22 protein-coding genes are annotated in these 21,480 nt (G+C 31.3%); 20 read left to right on the top strand and 2 right to left on the bottom strand.

Annotated elements, in window-relative coordinates; translation table 11 throughout:
• The first annotated feature begins 25 nt into the window (after positions 1 to 25).
• The 18 genes from MST30_RS05585 (at position 26) to MST30_RS05500 (ending at position 17,395) form a co-directional block, all read left to right on the top strand.
• Positions 26 to 1,717: a DUF6909 family protein gene (locus tag MST30_RS05585; protein WP_243473399.1), complete on the top strand. Its 1,692-nt coding sequence runs from the start codon at positions 26 to 28 to the stop codon at positions 1,715 to 1,717.
• A 5-nt stretch (positions 1,718 to 1,722) separates the two neighbouring features.
• On the top strand, positions 1,723 to 2,778 hold the full coding sequence (locus MST30_RS05580; protein ID WP_243473398.1) for a hypothetical protein: 1,056 nt from the start codon (positions 1,723 to 1,725) through the stop codon (positions 2,776 to 2,778).
• Positions 2,768 to 3,823 (top strand): dTDP-glucose 4,6-dehydratase, encoded by a 1,056-nt coding sequence (rfbB, locus tag MST30_RS05575; RefSeq protein WP_243473397.1) that lies wholly within the window; start codon positions 2,768 to 2,770, stop codon positions 3,821 to 3,823. Before MST30_RS05580 ends, rfbB begins: the two co-directional genes overlap by 11 nt.
• Positions 3,820 to 4,689: a glucose-1-phosphate thymidylyltransferase RfbA gene (rfbA, locus tag MST30_RS05570; RefSeq protein ID WP_243473396.1), complete on the top strand. Its 870-nt coding sequence runs from the start codon at positions 3,820 to 3,822 to the stop codon at positions 4,687 to 4,689. The genes rfbB and rfbA overlap by 4 nt, the downstream gene beginning before the upstream one ends.
• Positions 4,686 to 5,231 carry a dTDP-4-dehydrorhamnose 3,5-epimerase gene (gene rfbC, locus MST30_RS05565; protein WP_243473395.1) on the top strand — a complete coding sequence of 182 codons (546 nt, stop codon included), beginning with the start codon at positions 4,686 to 4,688 and terminating at the stop codon, positions 5,229 to 5,231. The genes rfbA and rfbC overlap by 4 nt, the downstream gene beginning before the upstream one ends.
• Entirely contained in the window at positions 5,228 to 6,085 is an 858-nt protein-coding gene (gene rfbD, locus MST30_RS05560; protein WP_243473394.1) for a dTDP-4-dehydrorhamnose reductase, read from the top strand. The genes rfbC and rfbD overlap by 4 nt, the downstream gene beginning before the upstream one ends.
• Positions 6,078 to 6,872, top strand: a complete 795-nt coding sequence (gene cysQ / locus MST30_RS05555) for a 3'(2'),5'-bisphosphate nucleotidase CysQ (protein ID WP_243473393.1) — start codon at positions 6,078 to 6,080, stop codon at positions 6,870 to 6,872. The genes rfbD and cysQ overlap by 8 nt, the downstream gene beginning before the upstream one ends.
• Positions 6,873 to 7,301: a DUF2061 domain-containing protein gene (locus tag MST30_RS05550; protein WP_243473392.1), complete on the top strand. Its 429-nt coding sequence runs from the start codon at positions 6,873 to 6,875 to the stop codon at positions 7,299 to 7,301. It begins immediately after the preceding gene.
• 1 nt (position 7,302) lies between these two features.
• Positions 7,303 to 7,902 carry an adenylyl-sulfate kinase gene (gene cysC, locus MST30_RS05545; protein ID WP_243473391.1) on the top strand — a complete coding sequence of 200 codons (600 nt, stop codon included), beginning with the start codon at positions 7,303 to 7,305 and terminating at the stop codon, positions 7,900 to 7,902.
• Entirely contained in the window at positions 7,899 to 8,804 is a 906-nt protein-coding gene (gene cysD / locus MST30_RS05540; protein ID WP_243473390.1) for a sulfate adenylyltransferase subunit CysD, read from the top strand. Before cysC ends, cysD begins: the two co-directional genes overlap by 4 nt.
• A 63-nt stretch (positions 8,805 to 8,867) precedes the next feature.
• Positions 8,868 to 10,121 (top strand): sulfate adenylyltransferase subunit CysN, encoded by a 1,254-nt coding sequence (cysN, locus tag MST30_RS05535; protein ID WP_243473389.1) that lies wholly within the window; start codon positions 8,868 to 8,870, stop codon positions 10,119 to 10,121.
• A 15-nt stretch (positions 10,122 to 10,136) separates the two neighbouring features.
• Positions 10,137 to 10,694, top strand: coding sequence for a hypothetical protein (locus MST30_RS05530; RefSeq protein WP_243473388.1), 558 nt, complete (start codon positions 10,137 to 10,139; stop codon positions 10,692 to 10,694).
• A gap of 45 nt (positions 10,695 to 10,739) precedes the next feature.
• Positions 10,740 to 12,074 carry a flippase gene (locus tag MST30_RS05525; RefSeq protein ID WP_243473387.1) on the top strand — a complete coding sequence of 445 codons (1,335 nt, stop codon included), beginning with the start codon at positions 10,740 to 10,742 and terminating at the stop codon, positions 12,072 to 12,074.
• A gap of 3 nt (positions 12,075 to 12,077) precedes the next feature.
• A complete protein-coding gene (locus tag MST30_RS05520; protein WP_243473386.1) occupies positions 12,078 to 12,974 on the top strand; it encodes a sulfotransferase in 897 nt (298 codons plus the stop codon).
• 49 nt (positions 12,975 to 13,023) lie between these two features.
• Positions 13,024 to 14,286 carry an O-antigen ligase family protein gene (locus MST30_RS05515; RefSeq protein WP_243473385.1) on the top strand — a complete coding sequence of 421 codons (1,263 nt, stop codon included), beginning with the start codon at positions 13,024 to 13,026 and terminating at the stop codon, positions 14,284 to 14,286.
• Positions 14,283 to 15,386: a DUF1972 domain-containing protein gene (locus MST30_RS05510; protein WP_243473384.1), complete on the top strand. Its 1,104-nt coding sequence runs from the start codon at positions 14,283 to 14,285 to the stop codon at positions 15,384 to 15,386. Before MST30_RS05515 ends, MST30_RS05510 begins: the two co-directional genes overlap by 4 nt.
• Positions 15,370 to 16,593 (top strand): O-antigen ligase family protein, encoded by a 1,224-nt coding sequence (locus MST30_RS05505; RefSeq protein ID WP_243473383.1) that lies wholly within the window; start codon positions 15,370 to 15,372, stop codon positions 16,591 to 16,593. Before MST30_RS05510 ends, MST30_RS05505 begins: the two co-directional genes overlap by 17 nt.
• Complete coding sequence (locus MST30_RS05500; protein WP_243473382.1) at positions 16,568 to 17,395, top strand: sulfotransferase domain-containing protein; 828 nt, start codon at positions 16,568 to 16,570, stop codon at positions 17,393 to 17,395. Before MST30_RS05505 ends, MST30_RS05500 begins: the two co-directional genes overlap by 26 nt.
• Positions 17,396 to 17,518: 123 nt before the next feature.
• Here MST30_RS05500 and MST30_RS05495 read toward each other — a convergent pair whose 3' ends face one another.
• Complete coding sequence (locus MST30_RS05495) at positions 17,519 to 18,322, bottom strand: glycosyltransferase family 2 protein (RefSeq protein WP_243473381.1); 804 nt, start codon at positions 18,320 to 18,322, stop codon at positions 17,519 to 17,521.
• 6 nt (positions 18,323 to 18,328) lie between these two features.
• Complete coding sequence (locus MST30_RS05490) at positions 18,329 to 19,414, bottom strand: glycosyltransferase family 4 protein (RefSeq protein WP_243473380.1); 1,086 nt, start codon at positions 19,412 to 19,414, stop codon at positions 18,329 to 18,331.
• Between the two features lie 190 nt (positions 19,415 to 19,604).
• Here MST30_RS05490 and MST30_RS05485 point away from each other — a divergent pair, with 190 nt between their 5' ends.
• Together MST30_RS05485 and MST30_RS05480 are read left to right on the top strand one after the other, a co-directional pair.
• Positions 19,605 to 20,009: a hypothetical protein gene (locus MST30_RS05485; protein ID WP_243473379.1), complete on the top strand. Its 405-nt coding sequence runs from the start codon at positions 19,605 to 19,607 to the stop codon at positions 20,007 to 20,009.
• Positions 20,010 to 20,121: 112 nt separating this feature from the next.
• Positions 20,122 to 21,477 (top strand): undecaprenyl-phosphate glucose phosphotransferase, encoded by a 1,356-nt coding sequence (locus MST30_RS05480; RefSeq protein ID WP_243473378.1) that lies wholly within the window; start codon positions 20,122 to 20,124, stop codon positions 21,475 to 21,477.
• The last annotated feature ends 3 nt before the right edge of the window (positions 21,478 to 21,480 follow it).

Here is a 21,480-nt window from a genome sequence, read left to right as displayed (position 1 = left end):
CTATATTTGCAGGCCAAATAAAGGTATGAGTACAACAAACCAAAAACACGAAAGAACGAGAGCTCAAGAGAGTTCTAGCGCTATAGAGCGCATGTATATTACAATGCGCCATCTATTTAATCGTGGATTTTACAAGCCAATGGGTGTTTCTGGAGAAACCTTAAGAGAAGCATTACTTCTTTTGAGACCAGAGATTTATGGTTCAATTGGTGAAGAAAAAGCAGAAATCGATGGTCTACTTTATGTAATAGACCGTTTGCCTCAAGGTATTGAGGAGTGTACATTTATTAACTTAACCAGTGACGAAGGTTATGCTAATTCTCACTTTAAGCCTATTATTCCACCTAAAAGAAGACGTAATTGCTATAGAATAGATGATGAGCAAATGAATATCGAAATTACGCGTGGACGCTCAGAAATCTACGATATTTTAACGCATCTTACATTTTTGTTTGTAGAGTCTCACAAAATCAGCAAACGTGTTCTTATAGATGAAGAGGGCTCGACAGTAAGAGATTGGCAAAAACTAGAAAATGCAGTTACTTCAACCAAAAAGCTAACCCAAAAGGAACGCGAAATAGCTATAACGCATACAGCAAATATTTTAGGCAGAACATTTAACGAGTTAACAGGTGCCTATTCAAAGTTTGCTACCGAAAGTCAACCTGAAAGATTATTGCATATTGTATATTGGTTGGGGAAACTTGCTATTGAAGAAGTTGTAAGGGGAAATAAAAGAACAATTACATTTAGCCCTGTATTGAGAGAGCGACTTGGGCATCACATTCATGGAGAAATTTGGGCAGATAATATTAAGTCTGTATTGCACAAAAACGGATTACTTCAAAGACCAATTCATATAATTAGTGCAAACATGCATAGTGTCATGAATTCATTATTTGCCAAAGGAACCTTAAAAGGTGCAGATACAAAGAAGAACATTTTTGAGATTTACGAGACACTCAGTGATCAAAAAAGTTTTGTGATGCGCAATAAAGTAGAAAAATCTGCGTTGCAAAACGGAATGATATACATTAAGGATACTTCTGGAACCAACATAGATGTTCAGATTTTTGACACAGATAAAATAGATTTTTCAAAAACAGATTTTGAATACTTAGAAACCAATACAGAAGACAAAGCAGTTATTTTTGTAATGGATTATGCCTTTGGTGAGCAAGCTTATGAAACCTTAGATGAATTTTTAAAGCCAATTAAAGTTGACGGCGAAAAAGTACACCTAGATGTTAAGTCTATCTCTATAATGGGTAAGGCAGGAATTCTTGAAGGAGGTAAAGGAGATGTAATGATACCTTCAGCTCATATTTTTGAAGGTACCGCAGACAATTACCCTTTTAAAAATGAGTTAAGCAAAGATGATTTACTAGATTGTGGAGTCGATGTTTACGAAGGAACCATGATAACGGTATTAGGAACATCTCTACAGAATAAAGAAATTTTAAAATTCTTTAAAAAATCCACTTGGAACGTGATTGGTTTAGAGATGGAGGGAGCACATTACCAAAAAGCAATACAAGCAGCATCAAAAGTACGAGGCAGTATAAATGAAGATGTTAAAGTAAGATATGCCTATTATGCAAGTGATAACCCTTTAGAAACTGGAAGTACCTTGGCCTCTGGCGGTCTAGGCACATCGGGAGTAAAACCTACATACGTAATTACAAAAAAAATACTAGAACAAATATTTAATTCTTAAAACACATGAGTCAAGAAGTACCACAAGGTTCTCAAAATGAGGAAGTCGATTTAATACAAATATTTAAATATATCGGAAAATTTTTCGATCGTATTTATAACTTTTTTAAATCTATTTTTAAAGGTGTTCTATCTGCTTTAGTTTATGTTTTAAAGGCAATAGTAGATAACTATATTGTCATTTTTGGTTCTATGATAATTGCTGCAGCTGTAGGGTACGGATTAGAAAAAACAAGAAAGGATGTTTATCTCTCAAAGATGTTGGTTAAACCATATTTTGATTCAAAATTTCAATTGGTTGCCAATATAGATTATTACAATGCTTTAATTGATGATAAAGATTATACACAGTTACAAAGTATTTTTAATATTTCTGAGACTGATGCTGAAAAAATCATTAATTTTGAAATACAGCCAGGGCCTGAGAATGAGAATGACCAAATAAAACAGTACGATGAATTTTTAAAGTCAATAGATAGTCTCAGAGCACAAGAGGTATCGTTTGAAGGCTTTCTTGAAAACCGAAGTATTTATTCAGGCGACATTTTTGAAATAAGTGTTAAGTCGCAGAAAAAGGATATTTTCAGATCTCTAGAGGAGGGGTTAAACTCAACCTTTTCTAATGCTTATTCCGCTAAAAAAATGAAAAAGCGAGATTCTATTTTAAAAATTGATAAAAATAGAATCATAGCTTCTCTTAAGGAGGTCGACTCCTTAAAAAAGGTATATATTGAGATTAAAAGAGAAGAGTCACTATCCGAAAGAAAGTCTTTTTCAACTCAAGACGGTTTTACATACATTGAACAACGTACTGAAACAAAGGAGTATGAATTAACTGAAAAACAAATAAAGCTTCAGCAAGACCTTAGTGAATTGGAGGCTCAAAAAGTGGAAGAAGATGAATTTTTTGATACTTTATCTAGCTTTCCAGAAGTTGGTGCTAAGCATATTGAAATAGTCCAGAGATACTCAATAATTTTCCCAATTATAATATTTGTTTTTTTAGCCCTCTTTTACTTTTCAAAGAAACTAATCCAATACGTAAAGAATTATGAAGGGTAAAATAACATTATTAATTACAGGAGGAGCAGGTTTTATAGGTTCTCACGTTGTAAGACTATTTGTAAATAAGTATCCTAATTACAGTATTTTTAATTTAGACAGTCTAACATACGCTGGGAATTTAGAGAATTTAAAAGACGTTGAGGATAAAGAGAATTATCATTTTATCAAAGCGGATATTAATGATGAAAAAGTTATAGATGGTCTTTTTCAAGAATATCAATTTGACACTGTTATACATTTGGCGGCAGAGTCACATGTAGATAGGTCGATAAAAGATCCTTTAGCATTTGTTAAAACAAACATTATTGGAACCCTAAACCTGTTAAATGCATTCAAGAATTTATGGAATAACAATTTTGAGGGTAAAAGATTTTATCATGTAAGCACAGATGAGGTCTATGGCACCCTTGGGGAATCGGGTTTATTTACGGAAACAACTAGTTACTCACCGAATTCGCCATATTCAGCGTCTAAAGCTAGTTCAGACCATTTTGTTAGAGCCTATGGTGAAACCTACAATTTGCCCTATGTCATTACAAATTGTTCTAATAATTATGGACAAAATCAATTTCCAGAAAAGCTTATACCGCTTTTTATAAATAACATAATAAATAATAAGCCACTCCCTGTTTACGGTGATGGTAATTATACAAGAGATTGGCTATATGTTTTAGACCATGCAAGAGCTATTGATTTAGTTTTTCATGAAGGTGATAACGAAGAGACATATAATATAGGAGGATTTAATGAATGGAAGAATATAGACTTGGTTAAACTGTTGTGTAAGCAAATGGATGAAAAACTAGGAAGAGAAAGAGGTTCTTCAGAGAGACTTATAACATATGTAAAAGACAGACCAGGACATGATTTAAGATACGCTATAGACGCTAATAAGATAAACAAAGAACTTGGTTGGGAACCGTCTGTTACATTTGAACAAGGTTTATCTATTACAATAGATTGGTACTTAAACAATCAAGAATGGTTGAACCATGTAACAAGTGGTGAATATCAATCCTATTATAATAAACAATACCAATGAAAGGAATTATACTAGCTGGTGGATCTGGTACTAGATTACACCCATTGACATTGTCTGTAAGTAAGCAGTTAATGCCTATTTATGATAAGCCAATGATTTATTATCCTTTATCAACGTTGATGTATTCTGGTATTAAAGAGGTTTTAATTATATCTACACCCAAAGATTTACCACTCTTTAAAGATTTATTAGGGGATGGAGAAAAGTATGGTTGTAGCTTCTCTTATGCAGTACAAGATGAACCAAATGGTTTAGCTGAAGCTTTCATTATTGGTGAAGATTTTATAGGGAATGATAAGGTGGCATTAATTTTAGGAGACAATATTTTTTATGGCTCTGGATTAGCATCATTATTACAAAGCAACAATGATCCGGAAGGAGGTATAATATACGCTTATCGTGTTCACGACCCGGAACGTTATGGTGTGGTTGAATTTGATAATAATGGTCAAGCAATTTCTATTGAAGAAAAACCCACTAAGCCAAAATCAAACTATGCTGTCCCTGGCATTTATTTTTATGATAATAAGGTTGTTAGTATTGCAAAAAACATAAAACCTAGTCATAGAGGTGAACTGGAAATCACTGATGTTAATAAAGAATACCTTAGTCAAGGAAAACTTAATGTAAGTATCCTAGACAGAGGTACTGCTTGGTTAGATACAGGTACTTTTGATTCTTTGATGCAAGCATCACAGTTTGTAGAGGTAATAGAGAATAGACAGGGCCTAAAGATTGGTTCTATTGAAGCCGCAGCATATGAAATGGGATATATATCAGAAGATAAATTTAGAGCTTTAGCAAAGCCATTAATGAAAAGTGGTTATGGTAAAAATCTTTTAGGTCTAATAAAAAACAAAAAATGACAGCCACCGAAACAAAACTAAAAGGTTGTTTTATTATTGAACCTCGAGTATTTCAGGATGATAGAGGTTATTTTTTTGAAAGTTATAATCAACAAACTTTCAATAACTTAATAGGCAAACCTGTTAACTTTGTACAAGATAATGAGTCTTTTTCATCTAGAGGAGTTATAAGAGGGTTACATTTTCAAGAAGGTGAGTTTGCCCAAGCAAAACTCGTTAGAGTTATTAAGGGTTCGGTTTTAGATGTTGCTGTAGATATAAGAAAAGATTCGCCAACTTTTGGGCAACATATAGCTGTTGAGTTAACTGAAGAGAACAAAAGGCAGTTGTTTGTACCAAGAGGATTTGCACATGGTTTTTCTGTATTGAGCGACACGGCCATCTTCTCTTATAAATGTGATAATTTTTATAATAAAAATGCTGAAGCAGGTATTTTATATAACGATCAGTCACTAAATATCGATTGGAAAATTAAACCTGAAGAAGCACAACTTTCAGAAAAAGATATTATTTTACCAACCTTAGAAGTGTACTTTAAATGATACCAAGAATATTGGTTACAGGAAGCAATGGACAGTTAGGAACATGTATCAAAGATTTAGACGATAATAAATTTGATATCAAATATGTAAGTTCCTCAGATCTCGATATAACAAATAACCAAGAGGTAAAAAACTTTTTTGAACATCAAAAAATAGATTGGTGTATAAATTGTGCTGCTTACACAGCCGTTGATAAAGCAGAGTCTGATTGTGATAGTGCTTTTAATGTTAATGTTTCTGGTGTGAAAAACTTAGCAGAAGCATGTAAAGCGTATAGTGTTAAGTTAATACATGTCTCTACAGACTTTGTTTTTGATGGTGAGCACAATAAACCATATAAAGAATCTGACTCAACTAATCCTATTGGTGTCTATGGTGAAACTAAATTAAAAGGAGAACAAGAGGTTTCAAGAGCTTTGAAAGAATATTTTATTTTAAGGACCTCGTGGTTGTACTCAGAACATTGTGGCAATTTTATGAAAACAATGCTTCACCTTTCTAAAGATAGAACCCAACTAGGGGTTGTTGGTGACCAAATAGGAACACCTACTTATGCTAAAGATTTGGCTAAGACAATATTTCATATTATAGCTAACGATATTTCTGACTATGGAATTTATCACTACAGTAATAATGGAGTAGCAAGTTGGTACGATTTTGCAAAAGCTATTTTTGATATTAGTAATTTAGACATTGAACTAAATAATATTTCTACAGTTCAATTCCCAACACCTGCAAAGCGACCTCATTTTAGTGTTTTAGATAAAACAAAAATAGAAACAACACTTAACCTAAAGGCACCATATTGGAGAGACAGTTTAATAACTGCAATACAAAACATGAAAAATGAATAAAGAATTACAAACAGCAATAAAAGCATCACTTGAGGCTGGAAAGGTGATAATGCAAGTTTATGATACAGCTTTTGATGTAGAAATAAAAGATGACAAATCACCTTTAACAGAGGCAGACAAGAAAGCCAATGATGTTATAAATTCATTTCTAATTCCAACAGGGATTCCAATTATTTCAGAAGAAAACAAACAAACGGACTACAATGTTAGAAAAACCTGGAAAACATGTTGGATTGTTGATCCTGTAGACGGCACAAAGGAGTTTATAAAACGTAACGGAGAGTTTACTGTAAATATAGCTTTGGTAACAAGCGGAAAACCGGTTTTAGGTGCTATTTATGTGCCAGCTGTAAGAACCATCTATTTTGCCGATGTAAATAAAAATGAAGCTTTTAAAGCTGATTTAGACGATCATGAAACTACTCTTGAAGTTTTAGAAAAACTAGCAGAACCATTAAAACCAAAGAATGATAATTCAGATCGAATAGAGGTGGTTGGCAGTCGCTCACATATGAATCAAGACACATTAGATTTTGTAGAAAGTTTAAAGAAGGATGGTAAAGAGGTTGAAATAGTGTCAAAAGGAAGTTCTTTAAAGTTTTGTTTGGTTGCAGAAGGCAATGCAGATGTATATCCACGTTATGCCCCTACAATGGAATGGGATACAGCTGCAGGACAAGCCATTTGCAATGCGGTTGGCTTACAGGTTATTTCAAAGGAGACAAATAAGCCATTAAAATACAATAAAGAGAACCTATTAAACAGCTATTTTTTAGTTAGTAAATAAATGGCAGACGTATCTTATAAAAGACATATTGCAAAAACCATAACCTGGAGAATTGTTGGAACAATAGATACAATAATTCTTTCGTGGTTGATTACTGGAGACCCTTTAGCTGGTCTAAAAATAGGTTTTGCAGAAGTAACTACTAAATCAGTATTATATTACTTGCATGAGCGTGTTTGGTACAAAATCAACTTATCAAAAGATGGTGTTCTTCTTGAAAGTAGAAAACGACATATTGCAAAAACAATTACCTGGCGTTTTATAGGTACTTTAGATACAATGACGTTAGCATGGATAATTTCAGGAAATCCACTCGCGGCATTGCAAATAGGTTTTGCTGAAGTGATTACCAAAATGATATTGTATTATTTACATGAGCGCGCTTGGTATAAAATTAATTTTGGTTTAAGTAAAAGAAATAACGAATAAGATGAAAGAGAACATTATTCCACACGATTATCAGATTTCTATTGATGATAGACGAGAGTTAAATGGACATAATTCTTTTTTATTATGGTTTACAGGGTTGTCAGGATCAGGTAAGTCTACCATCGCTAATGTGGTTGAACAGAAATTACACCAAAAAGGTATTAAAACCTTTACATTAGATGGTGATAATATTAGAAAAGGAATTAATAAAGACTTAACCTTTGCCCCAGAAGATAGAACTGAAAATATCCGTAGAATTGCTGAAGTGGCTAATTTAATGGTTGATGCTGGTTTAGTGACACTTGCAGCTTTTGTTTCGCCTTACAAAAAAGACCGAGAGAACATTAGAAGTATCGTTAAAGATGTTAACTTTGTTGAGATATTTGTGAATACTAGCGTGGAAGAGTGTGAAAGACGTGATGTAAAAGGGCTCTATAAAAAAGCACGTGCTGGAGAAATAAAAAACATGACAGGGATTTCAGCGCCTTATGAAGCACCAGAAAACCCTAATATTGAGATAAAAACAGAGAGCGAATCGGTTGAAGCTGCAGCACAACGAATCGTAGATTATATTACACCAAAATTGTCAAAGCAACAATGAGTAAGTACTATTTAAATTATTTAGATGAATTAGAGAGTGAAGCAATTTTTGTTTTACGTGAAGTTTGGGCACAATTTGAAAACCCAGTAATTTTATTTTCAGGAGGAAAAGATTCTATCTTGGTAACGCATTTAGCGAAAAAAGCATTTTACCCTGCTAAAATACCATTTCCATTAATGCATGTTGATACTGGTCACAATTTCCCAGAAACCATTCAGTTTAGAGACGATATTATTAAAGAATTAGGCGCGCAGCTTATAGTTGGTTCGGTACAAGAATCTATAGATGAAGGTCGTGTTGCTGAAGAAAAAGGGAAAAATGCTACGCGTAATGCGCTTCAAATTACAACACTTCTTGATGCTATTGAGGCAAATAAGATTGATTGTGCTATTGGTGGTGGACGTCGTGACGAAGAAAAAGCGAGAGCCAAAGAGCGTTTCTTCTCTCATAGAGATGATTTTGGACAATGGGATCCTAAAAACCAACGTCCAGAATTGTGGAATATCTTCAACGGAAAGCATTTTGAAGGTGAACATTTTAGAGCATTCCCAATAAGTAACTGGACAGAAATGGACGTTTGGAACTACATAAAACGAGAGAATATAGATATTCCATCATTATACTTTGCTCATGAGCGTGAAGTTGTATGGCGACAAGACTCTTGGATTCCAAATTCTGAGTTTTTAGTATTAGAAGATCATGAAGAAGTGGTGACTAAAAAGATACGTTTTAGAACTTTAGGTGATATTACTATTACTGGTGGTGTAGAATCTGACGCAGATACATTAGAAAAGATAGCTGCTGAAGTTGCTGGTATGAGAAATACTGAACGTGGTAACAGAAGTGACGATAAGCGATCAGAATCTGCAATGGAAGACCGTAAGCGTCAAGGATACTTTTAATCAAATTAAATAAAAATTAACTGTCATGCCGAATACAATTCGGCTTCTCATATAAAGAATAACATGTTAGACAACAATCAATTATTACGTTTTACAACTGCAGGAAGTGTAGATGATGGAAAAAGTACATTAATAGGGCGTTTGCTATACGATTCTAAATCTATTTTTGAAGACCAACTTGAAGCTATCGAAAACACAAGTAAGAAAAAGGGTCATGAAGGTGTAGATTTAGCGCTATTTACAGACGGTTTAAGAGACGAAAGAGAACAAGGTATTACCATTGATGTTGCATACAGATATTTTACAACACCAAAGCGTAAATTTATTATAGCAGATACACCAGGACATATTCAATATACACGTAATATGGTTACAGGTGCATCAACAGCTAATGTAGCGACTATTCTAATTGATGCAAGGCATGGTGTAATAGAGCAAACAAAACGTCACGCATTTATAGCGTCGTTATTGCAAATACCGCACATTATTGTCTGTGTAAACAAAATGGATTTGGTTGATTTTTCTGAAGAGATATTTAACAATATTGTTTCAGAATTTGAAGAGATTTCTTCAAAAATGCTTGTTAAAGACGTTCGTTTTATACCAATGTCAGCGCTTTTAGGAGATAATGTTGTAAACAAATCAGAAAACATGCCTTGGTATCAAGGAGCACCAATGCTACATACTTTAGAAACAATGCACATTAGTAGTGATATTAATAAAGTAGATGCACGTTTTCCTGTACAAACTGTAATAAGACCACAACGTGAAGGATTTATAGATTACAGAGGTTATGCTGGTCGTGTAGCAAGTGGTATTTTAAGAAAGGGAGATGAAGTTACTGTAATGCCTTCAGGTTTTACTTCAAAAATAAAAAGCATCAACCTTCATGATAAAGAGTTAGAAGAAGCTTACGCACCAATGTCAGTTTCTATAACTTTAGAAGACGATATAGACATTAGTCGTGGTGATATGATTGTGCGTTCTAATAATAAGCCAGAGCCTTCTCAAGATGTTGAAGTAATGTTATGCTGGTTAAACAATAGTGCAGCTAAGCCTAGGGCTAAATACACAATTAAGCACACTTCTAACGATCAAAAAGCAATGATTAAAGAAGTGGTTTACAAATACGATATTAACACGTTAGAGCGTAATAGTGAAGACACTGATTTAGCAATGAATGATATTGCTAAAGTTAAAATACGCACAACAAAACCTTTAATGATTGATCCTTATAGGGAAAATCGTACCACAGGTAGCATTATTTTAGTAGATGATGCTACTAATGAAACGGTTGCTGCTGGGATGATTGTTTAATAAATTAAAAATTTTATGAAAAGTGTTTTTTATGTTTTAATTTTTGTAATTACTTTTTCTTGTAAAAACGAACAAAGTAATACTAAAAATAAGGAAGTAAGAGTAAATGAACCAAAAACAGAAAGTTCAAATAAAAATGTAGCTAAATTAGGTTTGGAGGTAAAGTTTAATTTAAGCACCAAAACAGATACAGATATTTTTTTGAGGTTTACTGAAGAAGGGAACATGGACTATAGTCCCAAAGACTTTATCAAGAAGAGTATAAAAGGAGTTAATGACTCAAAAGAAGTAACGTTTAATTTACCTCATGACGTATTTCCTTCTGGGATGCGCCTTAATTTTGACTCAAAAGAGAATAAGGAGGTTATTATAAACGATGCTTATTTTGAATTTGAAGGAAGATCTTACAGTGTATCAAAAGAGAATATTTGGAGTTTTTTCGTTCCAACAAAAATCACCTCTTATAATAAGGATACCAATGGGTTTTATCTAAACAAAGCAGAATCAAAAACTTTACCAGGGTTCATATTTAGGGAAGCTTTATTGGATAAACTGGAAGAGAAAATTTATTAAAAAAGGCGGTTCTTCAAGAAATCATATATTAATAAAAGTCCTGAATTGATTCAAAAACTAAAACAAACACTCGTTTCTGACCATAATTTAAAAGAGTTATTGACAGGGAGTTCAATAACATTTGTGCTTAAAGTTTTGGGTATGATTTTGAGCTACCTGGTTGTTATACTAATCTCAACTAGGTATGGGGCAGAAGGAGTAGGACTCTATAGTTTATCTTTAAAAACCCTTACATCAATAAGTGTTTTTTGTGCCTTAGGTTTTAATGTGTCCGTGTTAAGGTACGTCGGGCAATTTAACCTTAACGCTCAAGCTAATCATTATCTCAGGAAAATTTTCAAGTATTTTATTCAGTTAACTTTTCCTGTCACGGTAATTATGAGTTTATTAATTTTTATTTTATCAGAACATATTGCATTAAAAGTTTTTGGAAATGAAAATTATATAAAGGCTTTAAAATTAATAGCATTTGGCCTTCCTTTTTTTACTTTAAACTTAATAAATGTAGAGTTTATCAGAGGATTAAAATTACTTAAAGTTTCAGAGTTTTTGAGGAGTGCTAATATTTATTTAGTTATAGGTGTTGTTATGTTGATTTCTTTTTTGAATTATAATGAATTAAACTCCGTTTATGCTTTAGTAATAGCTGTTGTTGTTACATTCTGCTTTTCTATAAGCTTTATAATTTTTAAGCTAAGTAGCCTTAACTCTTCAATAATGCGAGCTGAAAGTTTTACGAGAAAAGATTTTTTAAAAACATCTATTCCAATGATGGTCACTACTGTTTCATCCTTAATTTTAGCTTTTTCTGGATTATTTTTCTTAGAGGCTTATGATTCAACAGCTACCGTAGGTGTTTATAATGTGTGTGTAATGTTGTCACAAATGGTTAGTTTACCATTAACTGTCGTAAATACTATATCAGCTCCTAAGTTTTCTGAATTGTATTGGAATGATAAATATGAATCACTTAAAAGAGTTTTGAGACAGTCCTCTAAACTAATATTTTGGATATCGATTGTTGTGGCTTTAATCCTTATCATGTTTTCTGGCTTTATCCTTAGAATTTTTGGCGAAGAATTTGTCTTAGGTAAAGAGATATTGTGGATATTGGTTTTAGGTCAAATTATAAACGCAATAACAGGTTCTGTTGGTATATTTTTAAACATGACAGGGCATCAGAAGGTTTTGAAAAACATCATACTTTTTACCGTGATTTTAGTGGTTTTAAGCTATTATTTTTTAATACCGGTTTATGGTATGTTAGGAGCTGCATTGGTCTCTGTTTTTGGTATAGCAGTTTTAAACATAGTTTCTGCTTTCTATGTTTATAAGAAGCTTAATTATGTGACTTTTTATATTCCATTTTTAAAAGTTTAATAAATGACTAAGGATTTACCAAATTTCTTGATTGTTGGTGCTGCTAAAGCTGCAACTACGACTATCCATGAATATCTAAAACAGCATCCTGAGGTTTTTATGACAGAATGGAAAGAACCTAGTTTTTTTAAGTTTAAAAACAAAGAAAGGATTAAATACACAACAGATAAGCCAGTTAAGTTTATCACAAAAATTGAGGATTATAAAAATCTTTTTAAAGCTGCAAGTGGTGAAAAAATCAGAGGAGAATCTTCAACACCTTATTTGTACTTTTATGAAGAGACTATACAAAATATAAAAGAGACAATAACAGATTATGAGAATATAAAAATACTTATAGTTTTGAGAAATCCAATTGAAAGAGCATTTTCTCAATATATGATGAAAATTAGAGATGTAGTTGAAGATCTTGACTTTATGACTGCTATTAAAAGTGAGCCATCTAGAATGAAAAACAATGCTCACTTTGACTTTTTTTATGTAGATAGAGGGATGTATTATAGGCAGGTTAAAGCATATTTATCTATATTTAAAGACGTAAAAGTTTTATTATATGATGACTTTAAGCAAAATCCAGACAAAACATTAAACGACATTTTGAATTTCTTAGAATTAAAGAATTTTGAATTCAAAAAAATAAAAAACCAAAACATTTCTGGAAAACCTAAGAGCAAAGAGTTAGCTATTTTACTTAAAAAAGATTTTTTTATAAAAAGGCATTTAAAAAATTTATTGCCAGTAAAATTTAGAAAATCTATAAAGTCTGAAATAATGAGAAACAATCTACAAAAGGAAACAATCAGTTTAGAGGCTAAAATATATTTACAAGAATATTATAAATCAGATATTCAAAAACTTCAAGAGTTGATAAATCGAGATTTAAGTAACTGGTTGTTATAAGCAAGTATTTCATTAAAAAAACAATATACATTCTATATATACAAAATCAATGAGCATCGGTATAACCCAAAAAGATATTTATACTTCCATATATGCACTTGTTTTGTTTATGCCAATTTTTTATCCAGTCTTAGAGATTAATTTTATTGTATCATCTTTTTTTCTCTCATTAGTATTAATAGAAAAACACTTCAAATACTCTCTCAAACTTGTTTCTCTTTCAACTTTACTCATTTTAATATTTATTGTTGGTTTTATTTCTCATTTTTTTTATGGCCCTAAAATTTATGATGTTATTAAAGATAGTGTCTACCTTTTTAAGCCAATTGTCTATTTGTTTCTAGGCTATTTTTTAGCTTCAAAGATTAAAGACAAGAACTCTGTTTTTAAAATTATAGTATATCTAGGTATAGTATTTGCTATTATACATCTTTCAAAAGTTTTAGTTTTTATTCTTAATAATGATGTATACCAAATCTCTAAAATTAGATATCATGGAGGAAAAGATAATTATATGGAGCTTGTTGCCTGCTCTTTACTCGTCTTAAATGTAAAAAACAGGTTTTTTAGCATTAAAGTAAAGTTTAAAAAATTATTTTATTTCATTCTTACCATATCGTTTATTTTTTATTTTTCTAGAACCATGGTGGTTGCTTTTGTTATTCTTTGGGTTGCAGGGAATGGATACGCTAAGTTAACGAAGAATGGAATAGTAATATTAACGTCAGTGTCATTAGGTGTAATATTATTTTATATCGCCTTAAATTCATTAAATATAGATCGAGGAGCAACCGGCTTTGAAGGTTTTTTATATAAACTAAAAATAGCACCAGAAGAAATATTTAATGCAGAGATTGATTTTGATGACCCTGTAGATAGATGGGATCATTGGCGTGCCTATGAGGCCTCTAAAGCTTTAGAGCAACTTCAACACACACCATATAATATGGGTGTTTTTTTTGGTAAAGGCCTAGGTTCATTGATAGATTTGGGCTTTGAGGCAGAATTAGGTAATGAAAAAATGCAATATATCCCTAAAATACATAATGGATATATTTATGTGTTATTCAAGTCGGGTGTAATAGGGCTGGTTATGTATGTAACTTTTCTTTTCTTTCTTTATCTTCAAACTTACAACAAATTTAAAAGTGTAAACCAGATATTTATTAACAACCTTATAAGTGCATTAGGGTTTTTTTATATTTTTTCAAGTTTCATAATTTCAGGTATTTATAATCCAACAGATGTAATTACTGTTATTTTGGGAGCACTCCTCTTTTTACAGTACCAATATAAAAAAGCAATCAAATGAGGATAGGAATAATAGGAACAAGGGGTATACCTAACCATCATGGTGGTTTTGAACAATTTGCAGATTTTTTTGCAGTTTATGCAAAAGAAAAAGGACATGATGTGTATGTCTACAACTCTCATCTACATCCATTTAAAGATAATAATTATAAAGGGGTAAATATCATTCATGCATACGATCCAGAATCTAGGATAGGTACAGCCGGCCAATTTATTTATGATCTCAATTGTATAAGAGATTCTCGAAAAAGAAATTATGACATTATCTTACAGCTAGGCTATACAAGTAGTTCTATTTGGGGCTGGTTATTACCTTCAAAACCTACGGTTATTACAAATATGGATGGTTTAGAGTGGAAAAGAAGTAAGTACTCTAAAAAAGTACAAAAGTTTTTATTATATGCTGAAAAACTTGCCATTAAAACAAGTGATTATCTAATTTCAGATTCCATAGGGATTCAATCATATATTAAAAAGAAGTATAATAAAAACTCAGCATACATTGCCTATGGTGCCAATGTTTTTGTACCAAACGAAAATACTGATTTCTTATATGAGGATTTAGTAACCAATGAATACTTCTTACTCATTGCAAGAATGGAACCCGAGAATAATATTGAAATGATTTTAGATGGTTATGTAAGAAGCAATTCAGAACACCTATTTTGCGTAATAGGAAATATAGAGTCGACATCCTTTGGAAATTATTTAAAAAAGAAATTTGGCAAACATAAAGGCATAAGATTTTTGGGTGCAATTTATGATTTAGAAACTTTAGACAACTTAAGGTTTAACTCTAGACTATATTTTCATGGACATTCTGTTGGAGGTACCAATCCTTCATTATTAGAAGCAATGGGTTCTCATTCACTCATTGCGGCTCATCACAATGATTTTAATTATGCTATACTTGAAGACGATGCTTTTTATTTTAAGTCAGCCGATGATGTATCAGAGCTCATTAATAATGAAAATAAAAAGGACAGACTTGATTTAATTAAAAGAAATATTGATAAGATTGAAACAAAATTTAGTTGGGAATATATAAATGAAAGCTATTTAAAGTTTTTTAATACCTGTTTTAATGAGAAGAACAAATGATATATGGGAAACTACATTTGGTTACCTAACATTACTTCTATTATGTTCTATTCTGTTAGACTATTTTTTTAGTAGTCTTGCATTTGGAATTTGGTTTGCTTTCTCCATTATTTGGATTGTTAAGACAAAACATTTCAATATTCGAAAATCAATCACTCCTTTTTTGTGTTTTAGTTTGTTTTCTTTTGTTTCAGTAATTTGGTCTGTAGATAAGCCGCAAACAATGCATGGTATAGGAAGGCAAATTCCACTATTTCTTTTTGCAATTTCAGGCATGTTTTTGCCAAAAATATCTTACATAGAAGAAAGAAAGATATTTAATCGATTTTCAATTTTTATATGTTGCTTAGCCCTTGTTTTAGTCATCCAAGCTGTTTTTAGATATTGTAAGTATGAGTTTGAAGGATTTTTGTACTATCATGAACTGGTATCTCCTTTAGAATTAAACGCAATATATGTGTCTTATTTGGTTTCATTTTGTTTTTTATATACGCTTCAGGATAATGAGGGTAAGGTAACTCTTAAGACGATAAAGCTTTTAGTTCTAGGGTTTTTTTTAATTCTACTATCTTCTAAAATGATACTAACCATAACGGTTTTTACATCTGCCATAATGATTTTTTTCAGAATTAAAAGAAATTTACATAGACTGATTTTACTTGGTTTTATTTTTTTAACCTCGGTATTAATTTTAGTTTTTGCAAACCCGATAAAAAATAGATTTGTTTCTGAATTTAATACGTCTTATAAACAGGTTCTTAATGAAAAAAGTTTTGAAAAAGGACGAGTTTATACTGGCATAGAGGCCCGATTATTACAGGTAAGAGTTTTTAACGAAATAATGAACTCACCAAAAAAATATTTATTAGGTGTTGGTTTAGATGCTTCAAAAAAGGAAATAAAAAGAATACATACAAGATTAAATACTCCTGTAAGGTTCCATACTTATAATTTTCATAATCAATATTTACAGATTTTTGTAGAACTCGGTATAGTTGGACTATTAATGTTTATTATAAGTCTTATGTTGGCTTTAAAACGAGCATTTAAAATTAAAGACTTGTTACCCTTTATAATTATAAGTATATCGCTATTTATAACCGAGTCGGTTATATGGAGACAAAGAGGGATACTCTTTTTTGGTATACTTTATATTATACTTTTTACATTAGATAATCAAAATGAAAGCAAAGAACAGCTTAGATAAATATAGATATTATTTCTCCAAACGAATAGAGATTTTTTTCCATAGCCTTAAAAAGTCCCAGATTAAAGGAAGAAAGCATGGTCCTAAAGTAGTCCTAAATTCTTTACCTAAATCTGGCACACACCTTTTAGAGAGTCTCTTTTTGCAGTTACCATTTATGAGGCATTGTGGAAAAAAAACACTTAGGTTAGAGACTCAAAACCCTGTTGAACCAAAACTTAAAATATTATCTTCAATTAAGAACGGACAATTTCTGCTTAGCCACATGCAATATCATGAAAAGGCTTTAGAAACTATAAATACTAACAACACAAAAATCATCCATTTAGTAAGAGATCCTAGAGATGTACTATTGTCTCACTTAAATTATATTGAGAAAATGGATACAACCCAAAAATCTCATGGATTCATTGCTTCTTATGGCTCAAGATTTGAAAAACTAAAAGCAATGATTGAGGGAAAAAAAGATGTATTAGAGCCATTCCCAGAAGTTTTAGATAAATTTTTAGCTTGGACAGAGTCTAATGATGTTTTGTGTGTAAAATTTGAACATTTAATTGGCCCAAATGGAGGAGGAGATAAGCATAAACAAGAGGAAGCTGTAAAAAGTATTTGTAATCATATATCTATTGAGCTAAATCAGGATCAACTGGAAGACGTCTGTAATAAAATTTATTCTGTTAAAAGCTCTACATTTAATAAAGGGAAAATTGGTAATTGGAACAGGATTTTGAGTGAAGAAGAAAAGAAGTGGTTAAACAAGACCATTGAAAATCAAATAATAAACTATGGTTATAAATAGCTAATAGGTCAACCTAGGTTATTAGTGGTGTTTAAGTATTATTATTTTTTAGGACAAGATAAAAACACTACCTAGCTGTTGAGCATAGTTAGAAGCAAAATGTGAACAAAAAACAATGAATCTTCAATAATTTCCTTTTATCTTTTTTACAAATTCATTAGCACTTAAACATAAATTAGCAATTACTTTACTAATGCCTTTAAAGTGCTTTGCTATATAAATACGATACCCTTTCACAAGCAAGTTGTTTTTTGCACCATTAAAGCCAACAAAATGTATATATTCCAAAGAAGGCACAAATACTCTTTTATACCCTCGTTTTGCCACTTCTTTATTATAGTCAACATCTTCAACATACATAAAAAAGGATTCGTCAAGACCACCTATTTCGTCCCATAAATTTTTCGGAGTTACTAAAAAAGAACCTGATAACCAACCGACTTCTAAAGGGTGATTGCTTAAAAAATTTCCCGAAGCAAACTCTTTGTTAATTATTGAAAACCATTTAAAATAAAATAAATGATAAGGCTTGGGTAATAAACCCGTAGAAATAGTATACTCCTTATTTCCGTTTAACATCTTTATTCCTAAAACCCCTATTTTAGAGTCTCTATCCATTAAATCTAAAATAGATTTTAAAGGATTTAGTAAAATAGTATCATTATTTAATAATAACAGATAGTCTCCTTTTGCGTGTTTTGCGGCAGCATTATTTCCGCCCGCAAATCCTAAATTATCATTAGAAGCAAAAAGCTTAATTTTATCACTATAATTATCTTGTAAAAATGTTATAGAATTATCATTAGAAGCATTATCCCAAATTATAATTTCATATAAAAAACCACAACACTGCTTTTCAATTGAGTCTAAACAGTCAGCTAAATATTTTTCGCCGTTATAGTTAACAATTATTATAGATAGTTTCATTAATTGTTATATTGTTTTTAAAATGTTTAAAATCTCGCTAGAGGCTTTTCCCCAGCTAAACTCAGAAGATCTTTGTTTTCCCTTTTTAATAAGTTTATTCCTGAGGTTTTCGTTTTTTAATAAAAGATTAATTTGAGTAGCTATTTCAATTGGTTTATTTGGGTCAATATAAAGTGCAGAATCTCTACACACTTCAGGTAAAGAAGTTTTATTAGAAACAACAACAGGCGTCCCATAATGCATCGCTTCTAATGGAGGTAACCCAAATCCCTCAGCAAAAGAAGGGAAGCAAAAAATCAAGGCATTTTTATAGAAAAACTCGATATCTTCAAATTCAATATACCCAACTTTAAAGACTCGTCCTTTTATGTCTAGGCTCTCGGTTAATTGGTCTAAATCAAATGTCTTATGGTCAGATTTGCCAACGATAACGAGGGAAATTTCTTCAGAGACCAGAGGCAATGCTTTAATAAGATTTTGAATGTTTTTTCTCACATTCAATCTTCCTAAATAGAGTATAAATTTATTAGGCAAATTATATTTCTTAAAGATGTTTACCTCATTTAAGGACTGCTTTTTATTTACCAAACCCAAACCATGATATACAACACTAATGTTCTCATCTTTACAGAATCCGTGCTTCAGCATTCTTTCCTTTTCCGAATAGGATATAGTAATAACATGGTCTGCACGTTTAGAGAGATATTTCATTGGATAAAAGTAAATTCTTTCTTTTAAAGAGAAGAATTCAGGAAAATCCATAAATAGAGCGTCATGAACGTAATTTACAATTTTTTTTGCACCAAATAGAGGAGCGTAGTTTTGATACATGCACACATCTAAATTGTATTTAGATGTGTAAAATGGCATAATAAAAATGTTTGTTAAAGCATTTAAAACGTTGGGTATGTATACAAGGTGTATGTTGGGTTGTTCAATAGGGAATTTTAAATGACAGTCTTTTTTGCTTAAAAATATATAAAAGTCTACCATGGAATCTTGTTTAACAATATGGTTTACAATATTTTCTACAACGACTTTGCCGCTTGGGTGTCCATTAAAATACCATTTAGCATCAATCCCTATTCTCATTTGTTTAACATATAATTTGGTGGCTAAATTACTAAAGTTTAATTTTAGAACACTAAAGGATATCAATTTATAATAGGCTCAATTTTATTAAATGAAACATCAACATTATGTATTTATAATATTCTTCTTCACGTTATTTACGTTCAGTTCATGTGTTGAAAACTGTATAGATCGTGAATCAAAGTTTAGAATGAGACTAGAGTTAGAAAGCTCAAAAAGTGGGTTGTTGACAGTTAAGTATAATTCTAAAAACGAAAAAAACTTAGTTGCTAAATCTGAGATAGTCAATACTGAAGGTTCTCAATTTGTAGAGTTTTGCTTAGAGGAAGAGCCATTAAATTTTAAAGTTTATGTTACTGAAAGTGTTGAGAAAGTTGATTTAAAGGTTATGAGTTTATTATTAGAAAACACAAACAGGCAAATGTTTATTAAGCAAGAAATGTTTTATCTGTACTTCAAAAATAGTGAGGACGTTCAGTATAATAAAAAAACAAACACCTATATTTTTAATCCACATAAAGTTGGCAAAAAAGAATCTTATATAAGTTCAAGAGAGAGTTTGCAAAAGAGATTGGCAAAGAGATTGCTGCTTTAGTTCTAAGAGTTAGAATAATACAAATATTGATTATCTAAATTCGGGTATCTTTTTTATTTTTATCATATTTGCTGATTAAAAAATAATTACAGTTTCAACAAACATTAGTAATTTGAGTTTATTTAAACACGGAAGGTATTCAGGATACTTAAGACCTATTTCCTATTTAATAGATTTAGCTATTATAAATGGTGTTGCGGTATTATACCTTTTAAAAACCGAAGACTCATTTGTTTTCATTACTTTCATTACTGTAGGGTGGATTTTGCTATCTGTTTATTCTAAATTCTATGAGGTTTATAGATACACAAGACCAGTTAATATATTGTCCTTAATTGTTAAACAATTAATACTTTTCACACTTCTCGTTTTTGCTTTTTCTGGATTATACCATAATCTGAAAATTTATCCTAGACCTATTGTAAAATATTCTTTACTATGTTTTACGTTAATAACAGGCTTTAAATTTGCAATCTATTATTTACTACAAAAATATAGGGTTTCATTTGGTGGTAATTACAGGTCTACTGTGATTGTTGGCCTTAACAAGAAAACACTAGCTTTAGAGAATTTCTTCAATAAGAATCCGGAGTATGGATACTTGCATAAAAAAACTTATAGCTTTAAGAATAAAGAACAATCTCTAAATGAATGTTTTGAATACATAATTAGCGAAAAAATAGACGAAATTTATTGCTCCATATCAGAGCTTACAAACGCTCAAATTGCCGACATAGTGGATTTTGCGGATAACAATCTTAAAATCTTAAAGTTTATACCAGACAGCAAGGAGATTTATTCCAAAAAACTTAGGTACGAATATTACGATTACATACCAGTTTTAACACTAAGAAACATTCCATTGGAAGACTATGTAAACACAGTCATTAAGCGTGCGTTTGATATATTATTTTCAAGTTTTGTAATTGTATTTATATTATCATGGCTTACACCAATTATTGCTATCCTTATAAAATTAGAATCCAAAGGCCCAGTTTTCTTTAAGCAATCTAGAAATGGATTTAATTACAAAGAGTTTGATTGTTATAAATTTAGATCAATGATGCCCAATAAAGATGCACATCTACATCAGGCAACTAGAGGTGATCAACGAGTGACCAAGATTGGAAAATTTATTAGAAAGACAAGTATAGACGAACTCCCTCAGTTCTTTAATGTCTTATTTGGGGACATGTCGGTTGTTGGTCCACGACCTCATATGGTGAGCCATACCAATATGTACGCCAAGAAGATAGATAAATTTATGGTAAGACATTTTGTAAAACCTGGTATTACAGGCCTTGCTCAGGTTAGTGGGTTTAGAGGTGAGGTAGAGTCAGACAAAGATATTATTGGGAGGGTGAAATATGATATATTTTATATAGAAAACTGGTCTTTGCTTCTTGATGTGAAGATTATTGCCCAAACATTTATCAATGCCGTAAGGGGAGATGATAAAGCGTATTAATAA

Origin of the sequence: Winogradskyella sp. MH6 (assembly GCF_022810765.1) — a bacterium.
Classification (GTDB): domain Bacteria; phylum Bacteroidota; class Bacteroidia; order Flavobacteriales; family Flavobacteriaceae; genus Winogradskyella.
Note: the sequence above shows the minus strand (reverse complement) of the source record. Positions and strands in the feature narration are given on the sequence as shown.